The following is a 21,537-nucleotide window of genomic DNA, read 5'->3' on the forward strand; positions in this document are numbered from 1 at the left end:
AATTAAAGAATTCAATATGATACAATATAAGTATATTTATCCATATAAAGGAGCTTTATATGATTCAAAATATGAAACGATACGTACCCATTATACCATTCCTAATTATATTATCCCTTTTTCAATGTATCGCTTACGGGTTTGATATTAACTTTTTAAAATTGTATGTGCTTATGCCTGATGGTGGTATTCGTTACTATTTGACTAGCACATTAATTCCTCTCGTACTTGCCTACAAAGTAGATTTTATATTTAAACGTTCTATCTCTAAATAAGGAGGTCTACATATTATGGAACTTTACAAAAAACTAACAACAACATTCATCCTCTTATTCGTCGCTTCCATTACTGTTGGCTTTTCTCTAAAAGGCGCAATTCCATACGCTACATTAGTAAGCATTATATTCGCAACACTATTTTTACTAAGCAGTTCCTTTTACGCGGGTAAAGCACGTCAAATGAAAGGTTGATTACATATGTTCCAAAAGAAACCAACCCTTTGCAAATCATGTAAAAAAGAAATCCAAACGTATGAAAAAGCATGGATTCATATGCCCTTTCCGACAAGTGGCATGACGAATATGAAAAAGTATATTGAGCTAGACGGCGAAGTGTATTGTAGCTCATGCATTCAAATTGTAAGTAAACAAAATAAAAAAAGCTTTGCGCTCACCGCGCAAAGCTTTTTTTCATATATTATAGACCAGCTTGCTCTTTTAAAGCTGCAGCTTTGTCTGTACGTTCCCATGTTAGATCTACATCAGTACGTCCGAAGTGGCCGTAAGCTGCTGTTTGTTTGTAAATTGGGCGACGTAAGTCTAGCATTTTAATAATACCAGCTGGGCGAAGATCGAAGTTGTTACGAACTAGTTCTACTAGTACGTCTTCAGATACTTTACCAGTGCCGAATGTATCAACTGAAATTGATACTGGTTGTGCTACACCGATTGCGTATGCAAGTTGTACTTCTGCTTTGTCAGCAAGACCAGCTGCTACGATGTTTTTCGCAACATAACGAGCTGCATATGCTGCTGAACGGTCAACTTTTGTTGCATCTTTACCAGAGAATGCACCGCCACCGTGGCGAGCGTATCCACCGTAAGTATCAACGATGATTTTACGTCCTGTTAAACCAGCATCACCTTGTGGTCCACCAATTACGAAGCGACCAGTTGGGTTAATGAAGAATTTCGTTTCTCCATCCATTAATTCTGCTGGAACTACAGCTTTAATTACATGCTCTTTTAAATCGCGATCGATTTCTTCCCATGTAACATCTGGATGATGCTGTGTAGAAATTACGATTGTATCTACACGTACAGGTTTACCATTTTCATCATACTCAACTGTAACTTGCGTTTTTCCATCCGGACGTAAGTATGATAATGTGTCATCTTTACGTACTTCAGTTAAACGGCGAGCTAATTTGTGAGCAAGCGAGATTGGAAGTGGCATTAATTCTTGTGTTTCATTACATGCGAAGCCAAACATTAAACCTTGGTCTCCTGCACCAATTGCCTCAATCTCAGCGTCAGTCATTAGACCTTCGCGTGCTTCTAGCGCTTGGTCAACACCCATAGCGATGTCAGCAGATTGCTCATCGATAGATGTTAAAACTGCACAAGTTTCTGCATCGAATCCGTATTTTGCACGTGTGTAACCAATGCCTTGAATTGTTTCACGAACGATTTTTGGAATATCTACGTAAGTAGAAGTCGTAATTTCCCCCGCTACCAATACTAAACCAGTTGTTACAGTTGTTTCACAAGCTACACGTGCATTAGCGTCCTTTGATAAGATCGCATCTAAAATTGAATCAGAAATTTGGTCACAAATTTTATCTGGATGTCCTTCAGTTACAGACTCAGATGTGAACAGATGACGTTTTTTTGTCATGTGGTAAACCTCCCTACAGTAATTGTATATATTGTACGGAACTCATCCTTAATTTGCCACAAACTGCGACATACATTTATTCTCCCACACAAGCATACAGAAAAACCTTTCCTACTTTACATAGAGGAAAGGTTTAATTTGCTACTTGCATACTGCTTTTTGCCCTTTGCTCTTATCGTTCGAGACCGTTAGCCTCGCACAGGTTTTAGCACCTATTCACCTGTATTTACCACTACAAGTGAGGTTGCTGGGCTTCATCGGGCCTGTCCCTCCGCCAGCTCGGGATAAGAGAGTATCCGTCCCAACCTATACTAAAGAAATGATATTCATTTGTCAATTAATATTCACATTTTCCTGAAAGTTTTTCTCAATACGCCTGGAATGAAATATTAATAAGGAAATAATGCATTCACACAAACAAAAAGAAATAAATAGTATACATTATTTATATAATTGTGTTATACTCTTGTTGGGGATTACGAGAAATATTTCATTAAATGAAAAGGATGGTATATAAATATGAGTACTGTGAATGTCCAAATTGGTTTACACGAATTATTGAACGGAAGCAATGCACAGATTCAACTAAGTGTTCCGCAATTAGTGGAAAAAGTATTAATGCGAAATGAAGGGAAATTAACTTCTACTGGTGCCGTTTCTGCTTCAACAGGAAAATATACAGGACGTTCTCCTAAAGATAAATTTATTGTGAAAGAAGCATCGGTTGCTGACAAAATTGCTTGGGGAGCAGTGAATCAACCGATTTCTGAAGAACATTTTAATAAATTATATACTAAAGTTTTAGAATACTTAAAAGAAAAAGAAGAGTTATTCATCTTCAATGGATTTGCAGGCGCTGACCGCAATTACCGCCTACCAATTCAAGTTATTAACGAATATGCATGGCACAATTTATTTGTACATCAATTATTCATTCGTCCAACTGAAGAAGAATTAACAACTCATGAATCAGAGTTCACAATTGTTTCTGCACCGAATTTCAAAGCTGAGCCAGCTGTTGACGGTACAAACTCTGAAGCATTCATTATGGTTTCATTCGAAAAACGTATCGTACTAATTGGTGGTACAGAATACGCTGGAGAAATGAAAAAATCAATCTTCTCTATTATGAACTTCTTATTACCTGAACAAGATATTCTTTCTATGCATTGCTCTGCAAACGTAGGTGAAGAAGGCGACGTAGCACTATTCTTCGGTTTATCTGGGACAGGTAAAACAACATTATCTGCTGATCCAAACCGTAAATTAATCGGTGATGATGAGCATGGCTGGTCTGATAACGGTGTATTCAATATTGAAGGCGGTTGCTACGCAAAATGTGTAAACCTTTCTCACGAGAAAGAACCACAAATTTTCGATGCAATTAAATTTGGATCTGTTTTAGAAAACGTTATCATTAATGACCAAACGCGTATCGCAGACTACAACGATACTACTTTAACAGAAAATACTCGTGCTGCATACCCTATGCATGCGATCGACAATATCGTACTGCCAAGTGTTGCTGGACACCCAAATACAATCATTTTCTTAACTGCTGATGCATCTGGCGTATTGCCTCCAATCAGCAAGTTATCAAAAGAACAAGCTATGTATCATTTCTTAAGTGGTTATACTAGTAAACTAGCAGGAACAGAGCGCGGCGTTACATCACCGCAAGCAACATTCTCAACTTGCTTCGGTTCACCATTCTTACCACTTGATGCATCTCGCTATGCTGAAATGCTTGGTGAAAAAATCGAGAAACACGATGCGAAAGTATTCTTAGTAAACACTGGCTGGACTGGTGGCGAATACGGCGTTGGTAAACGTATGAACTTAGGTTACACTCGTGCAATGATTCAAGCAGCATTAAGCGGCGAACTTGCGAAAACAGAAACAGCTAAACATGACATCTTCGGTCTTGAAGTTCCACTTCACGTACCAGGTGTACCTGACGAAGTGTTAATGCCTGAACAAACTTGGGCTGATAAAGCTGCTTACAAAGCAAAAGCAATCGAGCTTGCGAGCGAATTCAAAGAGAACTTCAAAAAGTTCGACAGCGTTTCTGAAAATATTATTAACTTAGGCGGTCCAATCGCTTAAGTACAAACTTTCTGTTGGAATAACCCTTTTACTCATATGAATAAGTGTCGTATAACCGTAAAGTTTCGCGTACTCACCGACAAAACCCAATGCGGCTTAACGGTTACACACACTTACATAAAAAAGAAGCTTACGTTTTTACGTAAGCTTCTTTCTATATCTTCTCTCTTCATCCGTGATGTAGTTCGGAAAAATTACAGAAAATTCGTTTTATAATCATTCACTTTTCGTTTTTTATGATAAAATTTACATATACAGGAAAGGAGGAGTCCTATGAAAAATTTTTCTCGTATAGGAAAAATTTTATTCAGTTACGGAGCAATCCAAATGTTTTGGGGACTTGTGATGCTTAACGTTAATTTATTTCAGCAAAGTGAAACGATAAAATACATTATTCTATTTACCGGTATAATTTGTTGTATTATATCCAGCTTTTTTAAAGAACCTAAGAATCATACTAATAAGTGATTTCATGTTAACTTATTGGAAGCAGAAACCTGTATTTTGTGCAAAGTTTTGCTTCCTGTTGTACTATCCATCACTGAATCACTTATCCCAGAATAAACCCATTTCCATACAGACAAATCACGGTTTCGAACATATAAATTATATCCCTACTCATTACATCTCTCTGGTTTCACATCGCATGGGGCTAAAAAAGTCTCTGACCGCTTCTATCCTCCGCTGGATCCTCTATTCCACAGTAAACCCGTTTTCAATTTACATACCCAGATTTCCACACAGACAAATCACGGTTTCGAACATATAAATTATATCCCTACTCACTACATCTATCTGGTTTCACATCGTATGGGGCTAAAAAAGTCCCTGACCGCTTCTATCCTCCGCCGGATCCTCTATTCCATCTAAAAGAGGCTTTTATCTTTTTATCTTTTTAGCTCTTCGTTAATTCTTCCTCATCTTTCATACTATAGTAGCCTAAATTCACAACGATTAAGAAATAGCCACCCAGAATCCCTACTGCAAATGCCCACATAACCATGTGGTGCTCAATTTCGTACATAATAATAGCACCTAAAATAGCAGCTGCAAAACGATTAAACATACCGAGCGTCGGTGCTTTCGTTTTCTTTACGATACTATCTCCAAGCTTCTCAATTCGTCTCCCTAAAAGCCAAACACAATACATACTTACAATCAGTCCAATTCCTGCACCTAGAAAATGAGCTGAAAACGGCGTTAACATCCAGCCTAGTAAAAGAAAACCTAATAAATAATACGATTGAATTTTAAACGATCTTAATGACATACTAATCATGCTGTTCTCCTCTTCAGTAATTTTTATCTATCCAACAAAAGCTGTATAACTCAGTTCTTTCGAGTTCATACTACTTAAAATTCATTTCACTCAAATTAAAAACAACATAAACAGTTTGTTTATGTTGTTTTTAATATTTTCAGGAAATAATATTATACAAGATTTCAAACATCATATTCTCATAATTTGTGACGTTTTTCCAAACATTTTTCGTCCATTTATGAAAAAAATGATATCAATCTATGAACATACGGATATGATGTAATAAGCACACAAATAAAGGGGGCGTCTAATGATTTATTTTTTAATGGCTCTCATTCACCTCATTATCCCTGCACTTATTGGACTTTCATTGTATTGGTACACGAAAAATCACAGTATTTTTTACGCTGTCCTCGGTGTTCTTCTTCCAGGTATTATTCTTATCACACTCTTCCGTATTCCATTTTTAAACTTAATTCCTCTTATTACTGCTATCTTATTTCTCGTCTTCTTACCAAAAATAAAAAAATAGGAAAGCAGATCATAGGTGATCTGTTTTCCTATTTTGATATAGGTTCCCCCGCAATAGAATGAGCTTTTACTTTCTCCGATTTCACAAACCATAGACCGAAGAAAATAATAATGCCACCGATTATTTGTTGAAACGATACATATTCATTTGCCCATACAGCTGCAAATAAAACAGCTACAAGCGGCGTTATATACATATATACCATCGTATGTGACGCGCCAATTTTTTGAATACCAACATACCACATTACTAAACCAAATACTGTTACAAAGAAAATAGAATATAGTAAAGCGAATAGTGTCATTCCGTGTGTAATGTGAAATGGCATTATAAATACATGTGGTCCACTTAACAATAAAAGCGGAATCGCGCCAACTAATGCTGACCATGCGGTAACACGTAGTGCTGAATATTTTTTAATTAATGGACCTGCTAAAACAGGATAAAGTCCCCAGCATATTGATGTAATAAGTCCAATTCCATTCCCGTAAAAAGAACTAGTAAGTGAATGCCCTGCTACTAAAACTAATGCGGCACCACCAAAGGCAATAATAGAACCGATGAGCTTTCGAGAAGAAAACTTTTCTTGTTTCAAAAAGATCGCAAATACAGTTGTAAAAATAGGTGAAATAGAAATGAGTAAAGAGGCATTTGTAGCAGACGTATATTTGACAGTTTCCATAAACAATGTTTGATACAGTACAATACCTACAACGCTAACGATTATTAATCTAGGTATATCCTTTCGTTCCATGTAAACCGACTTTTCAATAAAAAATGTAAGGAGTAACATAAGCGGTGCCGCCGATATCATCCGAAGTGCAGTAAACTCAATTGCTGTAAATTCTAAAAGTCCATATTTTGCAATCGTAAAATTAATCCCCCAAATAATAACGACTGTTAAAATTAAAAACTCAATCCCCCATCTTCTCATGCGTATCCCCTCCGCAAATAAAATTATACAGAAAATTCAATCATATGTACATTTCATTATGTGAAAAAATCTTCTCATTTGTATGGAGAAGTTTGCTTTGTTTGGTACATGACATTATATCGACTTATACAATAAAAAAAGGTGGTTCCAAAACATATTTTGGAACCACCTTTCCTCTATTACACTCGAACGTGTAACTTCATATTTGGATTATAAAATTGACTCGGACTCTTCAGCTGAAAAGTTCCTCCACCTTCATGCCAATCAACTGTTAACTTATCATCCATAAATACAAGCTTTGTACGATCTGCAATAAAATTCATTGCGCTAGATTCGATATCCACATCGCGCTCATCTTTTTCTGCTACAGCTACTAAATCGATAATTCCGCTCATGACACAACCGCAACCTTCATTATCGTAAAATAACTTTATATATTTCGCTTCATTTGGAATCGTATCCATAATCTTTTTATATGCTGCTTTTGTTACAGTAACGTACATATGTTAATGCTCATCCTCTCTCGTATCATTCATATATTGTACCACTATTTTTCTAAAACATTGTATACAGAAAATTAAGACTAACATACAATATATGTCATAAAAAAGGAGGTTGTATCACTTATGTTCAAATTATTGCGATACCCCATCTTCTTAGGTCTACTCGGTAGCTTTTTTATTTCTAGCGGAATGGTATTACAACATATACTTCCCTATTCTCCTTCTATTGGCTGGATTTCAGGTTTTATTTGTTTCCTATCCGCTTCCTATTTTGCGATGAAAAATAAGAAAAACTAACACGGATGGAATTCTTTTAAGCAGGAGAAACAAACATGTCACTCATCGCTAGAATTCTCCCCTATTTTTGAAATCTAGACATACAATACGATCGACCACACAAAAATATAGAATTCATAATATATATATAGTAGTTCTATTTTTAAAAATAGATTTTCAAAATATAGAAAGGAGAGCGTACATGTACCCACGTAATTGTTTTAATTGCGACGGCAGACGTAACGGTGGTTCTAACGGAAACACTGGGCCTACGGGCAGTATCGGGCCCACTGGTAGCACTGGAGCTACTGGACCCACTGGAGCTACCGGACCTTCGGGGAGTGCTGGATCTACCGGGGCTGGCTTACAAAGTACTACCGCCTTTAGTCTAGCAGCCGCTCCCACCTATAAAACAGGACAAGTTGTCACTTATACGAGCAGCGGCTATGTTGTAAAAAAAGATGCACCTCAAGGGTTTCCGAATATATCTCCAGATTATATCGTATTAGTAGAAAGTGGACCGACTGGTAGTACTGGACCTTCGGGGAGTACTGGATCTACTGGGGATACTGGACCTTCCGGCATCACTGGACCCACTGGGAACACTGGACCTTCCGGCATCACTGGACCTTCCGGCATCACTGGACCTTCCGGGAGCACTGGACCTTCTGGTGGCACAGGAGCTACTGGGAATACGGGACCTTCGGGTCTCACTGGAGCTACTGGCATCACTGGACCTTCCGGGAGCACTGGACCTTCCGGCATCACCGGACCTTCTGGTGGCACTGGAGCTACTGGGAATACCGGACCTTCCGGGAATACTGGAGCTACTGGCATCACTGGGCCTTCTGGGAATACCGGACCTTCCGGTGGCACTGGAGCTACTGGCATCACTGGGCCTTCTGGGAACACTGGAACTGCCGGTAGCGCATCAGCAAAAAGTATTGTTTTTCAAGGAACAAATGCTGGTTTTCAACGTATAGCGGGTTCTCCTGGAATTGACTCCAATGTTATTCCATATGTCACTGCCGGAGCCGGTAGTATAGTTGGATTTGCTGCGTCTATAAATGTAAATAACTTACCTGCTGCTGTTTATACGATTGATATTTGCAGGAATGTCCCTACAAACCTCACTGCCCCTACTGCTAGTTACATCCTATCTACCATTACCTTAACTACTACTGACAAGATTACCGGAACTATAGTATTTTCAATTAAACCGACGGATACTGGATCAGGACAAATTCAAGTGTTTAATCCCACTCCAGCGGTAGGTCCCGCTACTGTAACTTGGACTAGCGTTACAACTGGAAACCCCATTTCGAGAGGAGATGCTATTTCCCTTTATATTAACCCTGGAATTACTGCCAGTGCTGTATATTCTATTTTTCTAATCACTAATATTTAGTACCTTCTTAACAGTACTTTATTTAACAAAAAAGGCCCCAATAAATAGAAATACAAATGAATTAAAACAAATAACAGACAAGTTCATTATATACTATCTTTGTAAATATATCCATATATTGGATTTTTAATTGTATACACTATGTTAATGTAGCTAACTTTCCTACCTTTATCAACATGTCTTCCTCTCATCCACGATAAAAAGGGAGATCACGCTCAAATAAGTGATCCCCCTTTTTAAAATTTTTTTTATTACATCGGCAACATAACCTTCACAGTCGTTCCAACTCCAACTTCACTTTCAAAACTCATTTTACCGTTGTGGTCTTTAATAATTTTTTCTGTAACTACTAAACCTAAACCTGTTCCTGTTTCTTTCGTTGTGTAAAAAGCTTCATTTAGCTTCGGAATTTTGTCTTTTGGAATGCCGCAACCCTCATCCTTAACTTGAACAATGATTGCATCTTCTACAGTCACTTTAATCGTAATCGTTCCGCCAATTGACATTGCTTCAATCGCATTTTTAATTAAATTAAAAAACACTTGTTTTAATCGTTTTTCATCGCATGTAATCGATGGTATGTCTTTACTATAAATACCCTGTATGTGCACTCCTTGCTTTAAAGCAGGCTTCCCCATAACTCGGATAACATAAGCAATAATTTCTTCTATATTATAAACTTCTGATTCTAGTGATTTAGATTTCTCAAATCCACTAAGTTCTGTAGCGATTGTATGAATTCGTTCTACTTCTTGTTTCATAATATCACTATATATTTTATCCTCTGGATATTTAATCGCTTGCTTATTAACAAATTTATCTAAATTAGCTAGAGGTCTTCTAATTTTGTAACCAATAACTGTAGCCATTTTCCCAACAATTGCTAGCTTTTCTGTTTGTTGTATTTCTTTATCCATCATCTCAAGCGTACGAACGTAAGATTGAAACCTTAAAAACATAATCCAACATATGATAGTAAATACGCTATATAATGCCATCGGGATTAAAACGAGTGACGATTGAATGATGATTCCTATAAGAGCATATTTCCCAACAAGTATACTCGGAACTAACCAAAAATATCTTTTATTCACAAAGAGTGGGGCAAATAAAATAAAAAATCCTTCTACTATATTCCCCCCATCAAACTCAGCATCACTACCGTAGTAAATCATAAAATTATGGATAAAATCTAATAGGTTATATCCAATTAAAATAATATATTTCACTGCAAACGGATTCTTCCATTTCATGAAGTATACTCCAATACAAAACAAAATCACCATTAGAAAATAAAGCCATAAACCTAAACCATCTTCAAATTGTCCTACTCCCTCTTGCTCTCCTCCAATTAAAGGTACAATAAATTCGTAGGCAAGATCGTATACAAAAAATATAATAAAAAATAAACTTAAAAATATTTTCAGTGCCTTCATTTCTTCATTTTTAAATATATCGTCTTTATTCATATGGTAACTCCTAGCTTTTCTCCCTCTTGGATTTCATTATTTCCACGTTGCTTCGGGAGTATAATATCTATTCTAGTTCCAATATCTCTTTCACTTGAAATATGTAATTCACCAAGATGCTGCTCAGTAACAAGCCGATTCGCTACCGTAAGGCCTAGGCCAATTTTATCTTGTTTCGTTGTATAAAAGGCCTCTTTAACACGAGCTAAATTTTCTTTCTTAATACCGTAACCATTATCAATTACACTTAGCATTACATAATCTCGTCCTTTATTTTCTAACCGTAACTCTAATGTGCCACCTTGCTCCATCGCCTCCAGAGCATTTTTTATGACATATAGAAAGACTCCTCTTATTTTCCGCTCATCACATTCAACTTCTATCGTCTTTTCTTCCACATTAGAAATAAGCTGAACGCTAGATTCATTCATTTTTTCACGAACAATTGTTACTGCTTGTAATGCAATTTCACCTATATTATGTTTCTTATAAACAGAAGGTTTACATGTAGCAACTTCCATTAACTCACTTATCATATTATTCATATTTTCTATTTCAAAAATCATCTGTTTGTAAATAGGGTCCTCCCCATGCTTCTCTCGTTGTAATTGCGTAAACCCTTTTAATGAAGCAAGTGGATTTTTAATTTCATGTCCCACTGTCGCTGCCATTTTTCCAATTACCGCTAATTTTTGTGATTCACTAGCAACCTTAATACTTTCCTTTACCGCTGAAAGGTATTGTATAAATCGATTTAAAATGATGTATGCCGCTATTAATACGAGTGTATACATAATGAGAAACATAAACCCTTTTACTTCTTTTAATACAAATAAATAAATAATATATTTCCCTACAATTGTCGAAAGTACAAACACAAAATATTTTGTATTTAAAAATATAGGTACAAAGAAGATGAAAATAATTTCTATTATATTTACTCCATCAAATGCCGCCTCATTATAAAGCATATACGAGAGTATATTAACGATTTCTATTCCTATGTATGCAAATACACATGTATATTTAACAAGGTTCGCTTTCTCTTTTTTTGTTAAATATACATTCACACCGAGTATTGCAGTTCCGCAAATAACTTGCCATAGTATACTATGGCCCTTATCCGTTAGCGATTTATTCTCTAATACGATTGCGTAGAAAATTTGGTATGAAACAACAATGACATATAGCACCCATAAAAAAATTTTTGCATTCCTTTCTTCTTCTTTATATGATAGAAAACTTCCTTTCACTTCAACACCCCTTCAAAATAATATCTCGAAGAATACCATTTATTATAATAAATGATTTTCATAGACAAACAAAGACAAATCGAACATTTGAGGAAAATCATCCCAATAAAGCTAAGTATCTTCAGACTATATAAGAATAAAAGCTATAAACAATAATACGTATATTATGGGAGGTGTTTTATATGGACGGCAAAAAAAATAAAAAAACAGAACAACTGGAAGCCTTCACCCGTGAGAATGAAGGAAAGAAAATGACAACAAATACAGGTGTTACAATTTCAAATGATGAAAACTCTTTAACCGTTGGTGATCGTGGCCCTACCCTTCTAGAAGATTTCCTAATGCGAGAAAAGCTTGCTCATTTTGACCGTGAACGAATTCCTGAAAGAGTCGTTCACGCACGTGGATACGGCGCACATGGTATATTCGAGCTATATGAATCTTTAGAAGAGCTAACAATGGCCCACTTTTTACAAGACCCTTCAAAAAAAACACCCCTTTTTGTTCGTTTCTCTGAAGTAGCTGGATCAAAAGGAGCGAATGAAACAAATCGAGATGTACGGGGGTTCGCCGTTAAATTTTATACAGAAGAAGGAAATTTTGATTTAGTCGGAAACAATATTCCCATTTTCTTCATTCAAGATGGCATTAAATTCCCTGATCTTATTCACGCCCTTAAACCTGAGCCGCATAATGAGATTCCACAGGGACAAACAGCACATGATACATTTTGGGACTTCATCGCCAATAACCAAGAATCTGCTGCGATGATGATGTGGATTATGTCTGATCGTGCCATTCCAAGAAGCTTTCGAATGATGCAAGGGTTTGGTGTTCATACATTCCGCTTAGTGAATAAAAATGGAAAGTCGCGATTTGTAAAATTTCACTGGAAGCCGAAACTTGGTATTCACTCATTAATTTGGGATGAAGCTCAAAAATTAGGCGGCGCTGATCCAGATTACCATCGTCGTGACTTATGGGAAAATATTAATGCCGGAAACTATCCTGAGTACGAACTTGGCATTCAAATTTTAGAAGAAGAGGATGAATTTAAATACGATTTCGATATATTAGATGCGACGAAAATTTGGCCTGAAGAAGATTTCCCCGTTAAAATCATTGGAAAAATGACATTAAATCGCAACGTCGAGAATGTATTCGCTGAAACGGAACAAGTCGCACTTCATCCTGGAAGTATCGTCCGTGGTATTGATTTCACCAATGATCCACTCTTACAAGGTAGGCTCTTTTCTTATACAGACACTCAATTGGCACGCGTCGGTACCAATTATCAAGAATTACCGATTAACCGTCCGGTATGCCCATTTCATAACAACCAAAGAGATGGTGCCTCTAAATATATAATTGATAAAGGAAAAATTGCTTACCATAATAATTCCTTAGCAAATAACACTCCTTACACGGTCCCCGGTACAAAGGGTGGGTTCGTTACATATCCTTCCACTGTATCAGGACATAAAACGAGAGAAACAGCCGCCAGTTTCAAAGATCATTTCTCTCAAGCACGTTTATTTTGGAATAGTATGAGTAACGTCGAAAAGGTTCATATTATGCAAGCCTTCTCCTTTGAATTAGGAAAAGTAAAAAGCAAATCCGTCCGTCAACAAGTCGTAAATATGATTGGTCATATTAGTACTGAATTGGCTACGTTAGTCGCTGAAGCGGTCGGAGCAAAAGTCCCAAATATTCAAGAATCGAGCGTTACGAAATCATCGCCAGCACTCAGTATGGCAAATACGACATTTAGTCCTAATACATTACGAGTAGGTGTCATTGTTGCAAATGGATATGACGGACAAAACGCGCAATATATACTAAGTCAATTCAAACAAGTTGGGTTGCAGCCAGTAATTGTTTCCGAGCGGTTAGGTATTGTGCAAGGAACGCAAAATGTACGTTGGGACGTGAATGATACTTTTTTAACAGGATCCTCACTTCTTTATGACGGGCTACTTCTTATTGGAGGAAATCTTGATGAACAGTTTCTTAATAAAGCAAGTTCATTTGTCGTAGAATCATATAATCACTTTAAGCCAATTGGTGCCTTCCAAAATGGATTTACTGTTATTCAATCTTTAAATATTAAAGGAAAGCCTGGTGTTTTAGTAGAACAGAACCCTACGCTCCTGGCGAATGAGTTTATTAAAGCTATGGCAAAACAACGCTTTTGGGATAGAGCATATGAATAGGTTAGGGGGGATAATTTATGTTTGTTACTGTCGAGAAAGATGTGCATATTTTTGTGCAAGACGTTAATCCCGGACCAGGTAGTAAAACTGTGTTCTTCGTCCATGGGTGGCCTTTAAATCATCAAATGTACCAATATCAACTCAATGTGTTACCACAGCATGGTTTCCGCTGCATCGCTATGGATATACGCGGAAACGGACAATCTGATAAACCATGGACTGGTTACACATACGATCGTTTAGCAGACGATATCGCCATTGTTCTAGAAGCACTTCAAGTAGAAAATGCTACATTAGTCGGTTTTTCCGTAGGTGGCGCCCTTTCTATTCGGTACATGTCCCGCTATAATGGTCATCGCATTTCTAAACTTGTATTAGTCGATGCTGTTTCCCCCTCTTTCGTTAAAAATCAAGAATCTCCCTATGGTGTCCCAAAAGAACAAGCAGATACCCTCATTAATCAAATGTATGCCAATATGCCAAAATTTTTAAATGATGTATCTTTATCATTTTTTAATAGAAACTTAGGATCCGCTACGTTAGAATGGTTTTCTTATCTCGGTATGCAGTCTGCTTCCTACGCTCTCATCAAAATATTGCAAGCAGCCGCAAATGAAGATGTAACGAAAGATTTAAGTAAAATTAATGTCCCAACAAAAATATTTCACGGTGTTCACGATCAACTTATCCCTTACAAAAGTGCTGAACTCACGCAAAAGCGGATCAAAAATTCTCAGTTACATCCTCTTACAAATAGCGGTCACGGCTCTCCAATCGATCAAACAGATGAATTAAATGAAGAACTTATAAAGTTTTTGCATTCATAAAAATCTATGCCAAATTGTTTCGATAGGAACGCAGTTTTTGAAAAGGGCAAAATTCACATATTTCTCACAAATCAATTAATAAAACGATTACATTATCATTTATACTAAATGTACAGGTAATACTCCCTAACCCCAGCTTGTCTGGTTACCCCGTTAAATACTATAAAAAAAGAACTTGTATCGTTATACAAGTTCTTTTTGTTTTTCTATTTAAAAAGTATATCTTTACTATACTGCTTTCCAACAAGTAAATCATATTGGATCATTTTATATTGCTCTAACATTTCTTTTTGTTTCTTTGTTAAATCTGTTATCTCTTCTCCATCTTTATTAACCTTTAACTCATCTTTAAGGACTGGTATTTCTTTATGCATTTCCGATAAAAATTGATAAAATGGTGATTTATTTATCCCTGTATAATCAAAAACAAGATTAGAAAAATAAATTGGACTTACTAAACCTAAATTGTCATTTGGCAAATCGAAATTTGCGTACATTAACAATGGCGTTTCTGACATAGCTAATCTTTCATTTAGAGTTTCTTCATTTTCTATATATCCAACTTCTTCATAGATAGCTTTATTTACCCCTAATATCGGTAAGTGATCTCCAAAGAAAACCAATATAGTAGGTCTTTCTAGCTCTTGAATTTGTTCTACTAAATATTTTAGAGCCTCATCAGAACGTCGTACACCCTCAGTATATGTTTCTAATTCTGCTTTCGATCCCTCGTCTGTTAATCCGCTAATTTCTACTTTCTTTTCTTCAAATCTTCCTGGATTGAATGGAAAATGATTTTGCATCGTAACTGCATGAATAAACGTAGGTTGCTGTCTCTTATTCAATTCCTCTATTATTTCTTTACTAATAGATACATCGCTAATATAATCTCCATCTACCTCTACGTTGTTCATTGTATCTTCTGCATTGAAATTATCAATTCCTAAAACATTATATACATCATCCCGCTTATAAAATGATCTTCCATAAGCATGAATTGCATTCGTATAATATCCATGTTTTTTCAATTCACTTGCGATAGACGCAATTTCTCTTTGTCCTGTCACCGCTTGTTGATATGGTATAGAACCTTGCTTTAAAAAGCTCATTAAAAAAGAACCTATCAACACTGACAGGTTCTTCTTCATTTTAACAGACATGAGCATATGTATTATAGAAGAGAATACATCCATACTTTCCATATAACACATACAAATACGATAACTACAAAATCAAAAAGATCTAATCTCGGACCCTTTTTCATATTCATCTCTAGCCACATATGAACCCATTTTATTTTTGTATATTTTTGAATGTTTTTCTTTGCAAATCGGTAAATGAGTACTTGCATAATAAAAAATCCGACTACGAAAATGAACAAGAAAATGAGAAATTCGACCACAAACTTCCTCCCTATTTTTGCAGCGATTTTTCTACTATTTGATTTCTCAAAACCCACTCTTCAAATTGAGCACTTCCAAATTCCCAACTAAGATCACGAGCATGTACAGAAAAAACGTAATGACCAGCATATTCGTCCATAAATCTACCTGTCTCGATTTCATCTTTCTGAAGACCATATGCTCCAAAATTAAAATACACATCCCACACGTCTTCATTCTTCCGCTTATAAGCAATCGATTCCATATCACATTCTGTTCCGAAATAATCAAGATGTAAATGTACGCTATCATCATATTCGTACTCCATTTTATCACCCCTTATATTTGTACTTCTTTATCCCCAAAAAAATTCCTGCTATCTCCACTCACATATGGGCACTTACCTACATATCATGCTTGTAGAGTGACTTCTAGGAGGTGTCATATAGTGAAAAAATTTATAGCTGTTTTTTGCATCATGTTACTAGCTGTTTTCACATTTGCTGCTTGCAGTAGTAAAAAAGAAGGTACGAAAGAACAAACGCGAAACATTCGCATCGGCGAAGTTACCCACTCTCTCTTCTACGCCCCGTTATATGTTGGGATTGAAAAAGGTTTTTTTAAGGATGAAGGATTAAATATTGACCTCCAAACAACAGCTGGCGGAGATAAAACGATGACCGCCTTATTATCTGGCGGAATTGATATCGCTCTCGTCGGTTCTGAAACATCTATTTATATTCATCAACAAGGTGCAAAAGACCCTGTCATTAACTTCGCACAACTCACACAAACAGACGGAACATTTTTAGTTTCGCGTAAAAAGTTAGACTCTTTTAATTGGAATGACGTAAAAGGTGTTACGTTTTTAGGACAGCGTAAAGGTGGCATGCCGCAAATGGTTGGAGAATACGTTTTAAAGAAAAATGGCATTGATCCTCACAAAGATACAAACTTAATTCAAAACATCGAATTTGCTAACATTGCAAGTGCCTTTGCATCTGGTACCGGGGAATTTGTACAGCTCTTTGAACCGACTGCAAGTATATTCGAAAAAGAAGGTAAAGGATATATCGTCGCTTCGTTCGGAAATGAATCTGGAACTGTTCCATATACATCGTTCATGGCAAAAGAAAGCTTCTTAAAGAAAGATAAAGATGCTGCTGAAAAGTTCACACGTGCGCTCTATAAAGCACAACAATGGGTTGATACTCATAGTCCAGAAGAGATTGCTAATGCCGTGTCTCCGTTATTTAAAGACACTTCAAAAGACATTACAGTAAAAGTAATTGAACGTTATAAAAAGCAACATTCTTATGCGACAAATCCGCTATTAGATGCTGAAGAATGGAAACAGCTCCAAACGATTATGAAAGAAGCTGGCGAATTACAAAAAGAAGTTCCATATGAAGCGCTCGTCAATACAAAAATTGCCGAAAGCGTTATTAAGAAATAGAGGCGAAGTGTATGAGTTTTTTACAAATACGTAACGTTTCTCACTGCTTTTTCGCAAAAGAGAATGCCAAACTGATTCTCGAAGATATGAGTTTACAAGTGGAAGAAGGCGAATTTATTTCTATACTCGGTCCGAGTGGTTGCGGCAAAACAACACTCCTCTCCATTATTGCCGGACTGCTTGATCCAATTGAAGGTATCGTCTTTTTAGATGGTGAACCCATTACAACGAAAACTTCCTCTATGGGGTACATGTTGCAGCAGGATTACTTGTTCCCTTGGAAAACAATTGAAGAGAATATAATGCTTGGACTTCACACTCGAAAAATTTACAATGAACAGACGAAAGAACACACATTACAGCTTTTAAAACAAGTCGGCCTACATGATGTAGAAGAGCAATACCCTCGTGAACTGTCCGGTGGTATGCGTCAACGTGCCGCTCTCGTTCGAACGTTAGCGACCGATCCGAAAATTTTATTGCTAGATGAACCTTTTTCAGCTCTCGATTATCAAACGAAGTTGAAACTAGAAGATCTCGTCTTCACATTATTACGTAACTATAAAAAAACATCACTACTTGTAACACACGATATTGAAGAAGCCATTGCGATGAGTGATCGTATTTATTTACTGCAAGCAAATCCTGGAAAAATCGCAAAAATATTTATCGTCCCAGAAAGCATCCGTTCCTTATCACCGTTAGAATCACGCCACCACCATGACTTTCCATCCCTCTTCCAAGATATATGGAAGGAGCTGGAGCGACTTGGATAATATAAAGCAACTACATGAACAGTTTCGGAAGAAAGAACGCAGGCGCGCATGGTTAGCACGCTCACTACAGCTTTTACTGCTCATTCTTTTCTTTGCACTATGGGAAATAGCTAGCAAAAAAGAGTGGATTGACCCTTTACTCTTTAGCTCTCCTTCAAGCATTTGGGACCTCTTCATTAGTAAATGGATTGACGGTTCGCTTTGGGTTCACATATGGACGACATTACTTGAAACGGGGGTAGGCTTCATTCTTGGAACAGTGCTCGGCGCTATTATCGCTACTTTTCTTTGGTGGATGCCACTTCTCGCCCGCGTACTCGATCCCTATCTCGTCGTCCTAAACGCCATGCCAAAAGTGGCACTTGGACCTATTATCATTGTAATCTTCGGTCCAAATATTTCTTCGTCGATTGCAATGGGAGTAATCATTTCCATCATCATTACCATTCTCGTTATTTACAGCGCATTTCAAGAAGTCGATTCTAACTATATAAAAGTGATGGACACATTTGGCGCCAATAAGTGGCAATGTTATAAGCAAGTAGTTCTCCCTGCATCCTTCCCAGCAATTATTTCCACGTTAAAAGTGAACGTTGGTTTATCATGGGTCGGTGTTATATTCGGTGAACTTCTCGTCTCTAAACAAGGTCTTGGCTACTTAATTAGCTACGGATTCCAAGTATTTAATTTCACGCTCGTCTTACTGAGCGTACTACTCACCTGTGTCCTCGCAACACTTATGTATGTGTTTGTTGAGGCATTTGAAAAACTTCTAATTGGAAAACGAAAAAGAAGCTGACTTAGGACGATAGACTATAGTCAGCTTCTTTCTTTACTTTTTATCACACATCTTTGTTTCATTTGTAACGTTGCCATTCGCAACCGTAACTGTATGGAAACAATCTTTCACACGTACTGTAACGACATTTTCTTTTCGATCTATTACATGATAATCATCATACTTTTTATTTAATGCACTACGAATTTGCTCTCCTTCAAAAATCGGAAAACCGTGAGACATTACCCAAATGAGACCAGCAACCGCAAGAATCGTTTTCATACGTTTCATTACCTCCTCGAGAGTAAACTTTTAGTCCCTACAATATGCGCATTATAATTGTGTCTAATTTGTGACATTTTTATACTAATTCTCTTTTAAAGCTTCAGTTCCTTCTTCTTTTTATAAAAAGACAGAATTTTCAATTTTATCAACAAAAAAAACGCAAAGAACTAAAATTCTTTACGTTTTCTTGGCTAAAATATATAACTCGCATTAGTGTCCACTTTGTTGCTCTATCGTTTTCGAAACATCATATAATCCAGTCAACACTTCCGCTCTCATTTTTACAAGCTCAGGGAACTGATAGAAGAACGCAATTTTTTTATACTTTAACTCCGTTCCCTCTTTCACCTTTTTGGAATCTTGCAAAATAAACGCTGTAAACGTATCTGCAATATCTTCCGCTACATTGGTCGTCCCATACTGTGATACAAACTCCTCATGCTTTTCTTTAAAAAATTCAATTTGAGTTTCTTCACTTTCTTCCACTTTCTTTTCTGTCCACTCCTGCTCAATATCCTTCCAGAAAGAGTTATAAAATTGATTAATATAAGATTTCTCCCTCGCACACCCCTCTTGTAAGAAAAGCGTTTCACAGTTACTTCTGTACGTTGAAATATCTTTATCTTCGTCAAAATCCTTCAAATACTTTTCATCTACTGGTATTTGCTTATGTCCGAGTGTCAGCACATGAGCCGTCTCATGAATTAATGTTTTCATCACTTCATCGATATTTACCGCAGAATCAAGTGTATCTAAGCTTAGCGTCCAATCTTTCGGATTCTCCATACTAGGCATAACGTGGGCAACAACGCCGTCATAACCATCCGTTATTAAATCGAATTCTGTTATATTCCCGCGATATTTAGCTGGGATAAGAGTGCGGTACATATCCCATAAGTCTTCATGATAACCTCTATCTTGACGTTGTTGTAGCACTTCTTCTTTCGCTTCTTTATCTTCAGCGAATACTTTATTTAAACGTTTCCGTTCTATTTTTTCAAAATAAGGATCTACAATTTCATCACCATCAATATAATAAGAAGCTAAAAAGAAATAATTTTCGTCATTCTCTTTTTTCTGCTCTGCCTCTTTCATATCCGCACTTTCATGCTCTTCTATATCATAATCTTCTACCGCTTCAAGCTCAGATAATCCACCTATTTTTTCATATACTTTTTGAAGCTTCTTATCTCCTATTTCCACGCATTCTTCTTCTGTTTTACAAACTTCTTTTTCCTTCACACTCTTCATAGAACTATCGCATCCTGCTAGTAAACCAATTGCGACGATAAAACCTACTAACTTGCCATACAGTCTCTTCATATAAACCTCCGTCGTTCCATTCTACAAAAATATCATAATCATTTTTTAAAGAATATGCGATACTTAATTAGATAAACTATAAGGAGGTTTCTCATGATTCAAGCAGTCTTATTCGACTTAGATGGAACACTATTAGATCGGCGCCAATCTCTAGAACAATTTATTCATGATCAATATAATCGCTTTACCCCTCACTTAATGAACATAGAAAAATCAGAGTATTGTTCTCGATTTCTTGAGCTCGATAATAATGGCTATACGTGGAAAGATAAAGTATATGCTACTCTCCTTTGCGAATACAACATTACCACTTTAACACCAGAGCAACTGCTGCACGACTATATTACCAACTTTCAACATCATTGTATTCCTTTCCAAAACATGCATGAATTACTTCAGCGTTTAACACAACAAAATATTAAAATCGGCATTATTACAAACGGCTTTACTGACTTTCAAATAAACAATCTTCGCGCACTAAACATACATACGTATACAAACACAATTCTCGTTTCAGAAGCGGAAGGAATTAAAAAACCACATCCTGAAATTTTCGAGCGAGCTTTGCAAAAACTAGACGTTAAGGCCACAGAATGTCTTTACGTTGGAGATCATCCAGAAAACGATGTGCTTGGTTCTGAACGAGTAGGGATTCTTGGTGTGTGGAAGAGAGATTCATTTTGGGATGACTTTGAGCATCCACGTGTAGTGAACGATTTGTTGGAGGTGCTTTCGTTTTTAGAGGTCGAGATGAAAACAAAATAATAGTTAATAAATTATATCGGCGATTTTTGCAATATATCGACTTACCGAAAAAAAATGACAATGACAAAAGGAGGTCGCTACTCTAGCGCCTCCT

Annotated in this window: 23 protein-coding genes, 1 pseudogene and 1 riboswitch; of the genes and pseudogenes, 13 read left to right on the forward strand and 11 right to left on the reverse strand. The window is 36.6% G+C overall.

The window, feature by feature from the left end:
• The first annotated feature begins 59 nt into the window (after positions 1–59).
• Positions 60–275: a hypothetical protein gene (locus MR115_RS10305; RefSeq protein ID WP_242241096.1), complete on the forward strand. Its 216-nt coding sequence runs from the start codon at positions 60–62 to the stop codon at positions 273–275.
• Positions 276–290: 15 nt separating this feature from the next.
• On the forward strand, positions 291–470 hold the full coding sequence (locus MR115_RS10310; protein WP_242241099.1) for a hypothetical protein: 180 nt from the start codon (positions 291–293) through the stop codon (positions 468–470).
• Positions 471–696: 226 nt separating this feature from the next.
• Here MR115_RS10310 and metK read toward each other — a convergent pair whose 3' ends face one another.
• Entirely contained in the window at positions 697–1,896 is a 1,200-nt protein-coding gene (gene metK, locus MR115_RS10315; RefSeq protein WP_000163113.1) for a methionine adenosyltransferase, read from the reverse strand.
• A gap of 169 nt (positions 1,897–2,065) precedes the next feature.
• Positions 2,066–2,187: riboswitch (SAM riboswitch) on the reverse strand.
• 228 nt (positions 2,188–2,415) lie between these two features.
• Between metK and pckA the strand changes: the two genes are divergently transcribed.
• The gene (gene pckA, locus MR115_RS10320) at positions 2,416–4,002 is read left to right on the forward strand and encodes a phosphoenolpyruvate carboxykinase (ATP) (RefSeq protein ID WP_242241101.1); all 1,587 of its coding nucleotides are present in this window, start codon (positions 2,416–2,418) and stop codon (positions 4,000–4,002) included.
• Between the two features lie 273 nt (positions 4,003–4,275).
• Positions 4,276–4,470, forward strand: coding sequence for a hypothetical protein (locus tag MR115_RS10325; protein WP_242241103.1), 195 nt, complete (start codon positions 4,276–4,278; stop codon positions 4,468–4,470).
• 427 nt (positions 4,471–4,897) lie between these two features.
• Here MR115_RS10325 and MR115_RS10330 read toward each other — a convergent pair whose 3' ends face one another.
• A complete protein-coding gene (locus MR115_RS10330) occupies positions 4,898–5,281 on the reverse strand; it encodes an ATP synthase subunit I (RefSeq protein WP_000624932.1) in 384 nt (127 codons plus the stop codon).
• A 292-nt stretch (positions 5,282–5,573) separates the two neighbouring features.
• Here MR115_RS10330 and MR115_RS10335 point away from each other — a divergent pair, with 292 nt between their 5' ends.
• The gene (locus MR115_RS10335) at positions 5,574–5,795 is read left to right on the forward strand and encodes a hypothetical protein (RefSeq protein WP_000639043.1); all 222 of its coding nucleotides are present in this window, start codon (positions 5,574–5,576) and stop codon (positions 5,793–5,795) included.
• 28 nt (positions 5,796–5,823) lie between these two features.
• Here the strand turns inward: MR115_RS10335 and MR115_RS10340 are convergent, their stop codons facing one another.
• Positions 5,824–6,729, reverse strand: coding sequence for a DMT family transporter (locus MR115_RS10340; RefSeq protein ID WP_242241105.1), 906 nt, complete (start codon positions 6,727–6,729; stop codon positions 5,824–5,826).
• Positions 6,730–6,908: 179 nt separating this feature from the next.
• Positions 6,909–7,232: an iron-sulfur cluster biosynthesis family protein gene (locus MR115_RS10345; RefSeq protein WP_242241107.1), complete on the reverse strand. Its 324-nt coding sequence runs from the start codon at positions 7,230–7,232 to the stop codon at positions 6,909–6,911.
• 123 nt (positions 7,233–7,355) lie between these two features.
• Between MR115_RS10345 and MR115_RS10350 the strand changes: the two genes are divergently transcribed.
• Both MR115_RS10350 and MR115_RS10355 read left to right on the forward strand, forming a co-directional pair.
• Positions 7,356–7,529, forward strand: coding sequence for a hypothetical protein (locus tag MR115_RS10350; RefSeq protein ID WP_080492529.1), 174 nt, complete (start codon positions 7,356–7,358; stop codon positions 7,527–7,529).
• Positions 7,530–7,710: 181 nt separating this feature from the next.
• Positions 7,711–8,916 carry a collagen-like domain-containing protein gene (locus tag MR115_RS10355; RefSeq protein WP_242241109.1) on the forward strand — a complete coding sequence of 402 codons (1,206 nt, stop codon included), beginning with the start codon at positions 7,711–7,713 and terminating at the stop codon, positions 8,914–8,916.
• A 251-nt stretch (positions 8,917–9,167) separates the two neighbouring features.
• On the opposite strand, the gene MR115_RS10360 is transcribed toward MR115_RS10355, so the two are convergent.
• Positions 9,168–10,385 (reverse strand): ATP-binding protein, encoded by a 1,218-nt coding sequence (locus MR115_RS10360; protein ID WP_242241111.1) that lies wholly within the window; start codon positions 10,383–10,385, stop codon positions 9,168–9,170.
• Positions 10,382–11,638: an ATP-binding protein gene (locus tag MR115_RS10365; RefSeq protein ID WP_242241113.1), complete on the reverse strand. Its 1,257-nt coding sequence runs from the start codon at positions 11,636–11,638 to the stop codon at positions 10,382–10,384. Before MR115_RS10365 ends, MR115_RS10360 begins: the two co-directional genes overlap by 4 nt.
• A gap of 182 nt (positions 11,639–11,820) precedes the next feature.
• Here MR115_RS10365 and MR115_RS10370 point away from each other — a divergent pair, with 182 nt between their 5' ends.
• Together MR115_RS10370 and MR115_RS10375 are read left to right on the forward strand one after the other, a co-directional pair.
• Positions 11,821–13,851 (forward strand): catalase, encoded by a 2,031-nt coding sequence (locus MR115_RS10370; RefSeq protein ID WP_242241115.1) that lies wholly within the window; start codon positions 11,821–11,823, stop codon positions 13,849–13,851.
• A 17-nt stretch (positions 13,852–13,868) separates the two neighbouring features.
• The gene (locus MR115_RS10375) at positions 13,869–14,678 is read left to right on the forward strand and encodes an alpha/beta fold hydrolase (RefSeq protein WP_242241116.1); all 810 of its coding nucleotides are present in this window, start codon (positions 13,869–13,871) and stop codon (positions 14,676–14,678) included.
• 206 nt (positions 14,679–14,884) lie between these two features.
• Here the strand turns inward: MR115_RS10375 and MR115_RS10380 are convergent.
• The 3 genes and pseudogenes from MR115_RS10380 to MR115_RS10390 form a co-directional block, all read right to left on the reverse strand.
• Positions 14,885–15,796: pseudogene (locus MR115_RS10380) on the reverse strand (LTA synthase family protein); the annotation flags it as partial.
• Between the two features lie 53 nt (positions 15,797–15,849).
• Complete coding sequence (locus MR115_RS10385) at positions 15,850–16,080, reverse strand: hypothetical protein (protein ID WP_242241118.1); 231 nt, start codon at positions 16,078–16,080, stop codon at positions 15,850–15,852.
• A gap of 11 nt (positions 16,081–16,091) precedes the next feature.
• Complete coding sequence (locus tag MR115_RS10390; RefSeq protein ID WP_000455571.1) at positions 16,092–16,388, reverse strand: DUF3986 family protein; 297 nt, start codon at positions 16,386–16,388, stop codon at positions 16,092–16,094.
• Positions 16,389–16,508: 120 nt separating this feature from the next.
• Between MR115_RS10390 and MR115_RS10395 the strand changes: the two genes are divergently transcribed.
• From MR115_RS10395 to MR115_RS10405, 3 genes are read left to right on the forward strand one after another with little or no spacing between them, the layout of a single operon-like run.
• Positions 16,509–17,516, forward strand: a complete 1,008-nt coding sequence (locus tag MR115_RS10395) for an ABC transporter substrate-binding protein (protein ID WP_242241120.1) — start codon at positions 16,509–16,511, stop codon at positions 17,514–17,516.
• Positions 17,517–17,527: 11 nt separating this feature from the next.
• Positions 17,528–18,292 carry an ABC transporter ATP-binding protein gene (locus tag MR115_RS10400; protein WP_063262093.1) on the forward strand — a complete coding sequence of 255 codons (765 nt, stop codon included), beginning with the start codon at positions 17,528–17,530 and terminating at the stop codon, positions 18,290–18,292.
• A complete protein-coding gene (locus tag MR115_RS10405) occupies positions 18,285–19,091 on the forward strand; it encodes an ABC transporter permease (RefSeq protein WP_242241122.1) in 807 nt (268 codons plus the stop codon). The genes MR115_RS10400 and MR115_RS10405 overlap by 8 nt, the downstream gene beginning before the upstream one ends.
• Positions 19,092–19,124: 33 nt before the next feature.
• Here MR115_RS10405 and MR115_RS10410 read toward each other — a convergent pair whose 3' ends face one another.
• Positions 19,125–19,352: a hypothetical protein gene (locus MR115_RS10410; protein ID WP_061680464.1), complete on the reverse strand. Its 228-nt coding sequence runs from the start codon at positions 19,350–19,352 to the stop codon at positions 19,125–19,127.
• A 213-nt stretch (positions 19,353–19,565) separates the two neighbouring features.
• Positions 19,566–20,678, reverse strand: a complete 1,113-nt coding sequence (locus MR115_RS10415; protein ID WP_097865187.1) for a hypothetical protein — start codon at positions 20,676–20,678, stop codon at positions 19,566–19,568.
• A 93-nt stretch (positions 20,679–20,771) separates the two neighbouring features.
• Between MR115_RS10415 and MR115_RS10420 the strand changes: the two genes are divergently transcribed.
• Entirely contained in the window at positions 20,772–21,443 is a 672-nt protein-coding gene (locus MR115_RS10420; protein ID WP_097816549.1) for an HAD family hydrolase, read from the forward strand.
• Positions 21,444–21,537: the final 94 nt, after the last annotated feature.

This window comes from Bacillus cereus group sp. BfR-BA-01309, from assembly GCF_022664315.1.
Lineage (GTDB): Bacteria > Bacillota > Bacilli > Bacillales > Bacillaceae_G > Bacillus_A > Bacillus_A mobilis.

Bases quoted from the DNA above. Each gene is read 5' to 3' on its own strand.
- metK (WP_000163113.1), bottom strand. From the start codon at position 1,896: ATGACAAAAAAACGTCATCTGTTCACATCTGAGTCTGTAACTGAAGGA.
- MR115_RS10325 (WP_242241103.1), top strand. From the start codon at position 4,276: ATGAAAAATTTTTCTCGTATAGGAAAAATTTTATTCAGTTACGGAGCA.
- MR115_RS10360 (WP_242241111.1), bottom strand. From the start codon at position 10,385: ATGAATAAAGACGATATATTTAAAAATGAAGAAATGAAGGCACTGAAA.
- pckA (WP_242241101.1), top strand. From the start codon at position 2,416: ATGAGTACTGTGAATGTCCAAATTGGTTTACACGAATTATTGAACGGA.
- MR115_RS10345 (WP_242241107.1), bottom strand. From the start codon at position 7,232: ATGTACGTTACTGTAACAAAAGCAGCATATAAAAAGATTATGGATACG.
- MR115_RS10305 (WP_242241096.1), top strand. From the start codon at position 60: ATGATTCAAAATATGAAACGATACGTACCCATTATACCATTCCTAATT.
- MR115_RS10370 (WP_242241115.1), top strand. From the start codon at position 11,821: ATGGACGGCAAAAAAAATAAAAAAACAGAACAACTGGAAGCCTTCACC.
- MR115_RS10310 (WP_242241099.1), top strand. From the start codon at position 291: ATGGAACTTTACAAAAAACTAACAACAACATTCATCCTCTTATTCGTC.
- MR115_RS10415 (WP_097865187.1), bottom strand. From the start codon at position 20,678: ATGAAGAGACTGTATGGCAAGTTAGTAGGTTTTATCGTCGCAATTGGT.
- MR115_RS10375 (WP_242241116.1), top strand. From the start codon at position 13,869: ATGTTTGTTACTGTCGAGAAAGATGTGCATATTTTTGTGCAAGACGTT.
- MR115_RS10390 (WP_000455571.1), bottom strand. From the start codon at position 16,388: ATGGAGTACGAATATGATGATAGCGTACATTTACATCTTGATTATTTC.
- MR115_RS10355 (WP_242241109.1), top strand. From the start codon at position 7,711: ATGTACCCACGTAATTGTTTTAATTGCGACGGCAGACGTAACGGTGGT.
- MR115_RS10330 (WP_000624932.1), bottom strand. From the start codon at position 5,281: ATGATTAGTATGTCATTAAGATCGTTTAAAATTCAATCGTATTATTTA.
- MR115_RS10350 (WP_080492529.1), top strand. From the start codon at position 7,356: ATGTTCAAATTATTGCGATACCCCATCTTCTTAGGTCTACTCGGTAGC.
- MR115_RS10340 (WP_242241105.1), bottom strand. From the start codon at position 6,729: ATGAGAAGATGGGGGATTGAGTTTTTAATTTTAACAGTCGTTATTATT.
- MR115_RS10400 (WP_063262093.1), top strand. From the start codon at position 17,528: ATGAGTTTTTTACAAATACGTAACGTTTCTCACTGCTTTTTCGCAAAA.
- MR115_RS10335 (WP_000639043.1), top strand. From the start codon at position 5,574: ATGATTTATTTTTTAATGGCTCTCATTCACCTCATTATCCCTGCACTT.
- MR115_RS10410 (WP_061680464.1), bottom strand. From the start codon at position 19,352: ATGAAAACGATTCTTGCGGTTGCTGGTCTCATTTGGGTAATGTCTCAC.
- MR115_RS10420 (WP_097816549.1), top strand. From the start codon at position 20,772: ATGATTCAAGCAGTCTTATTCGACTTAGATGGAACACTATTAGATCGG.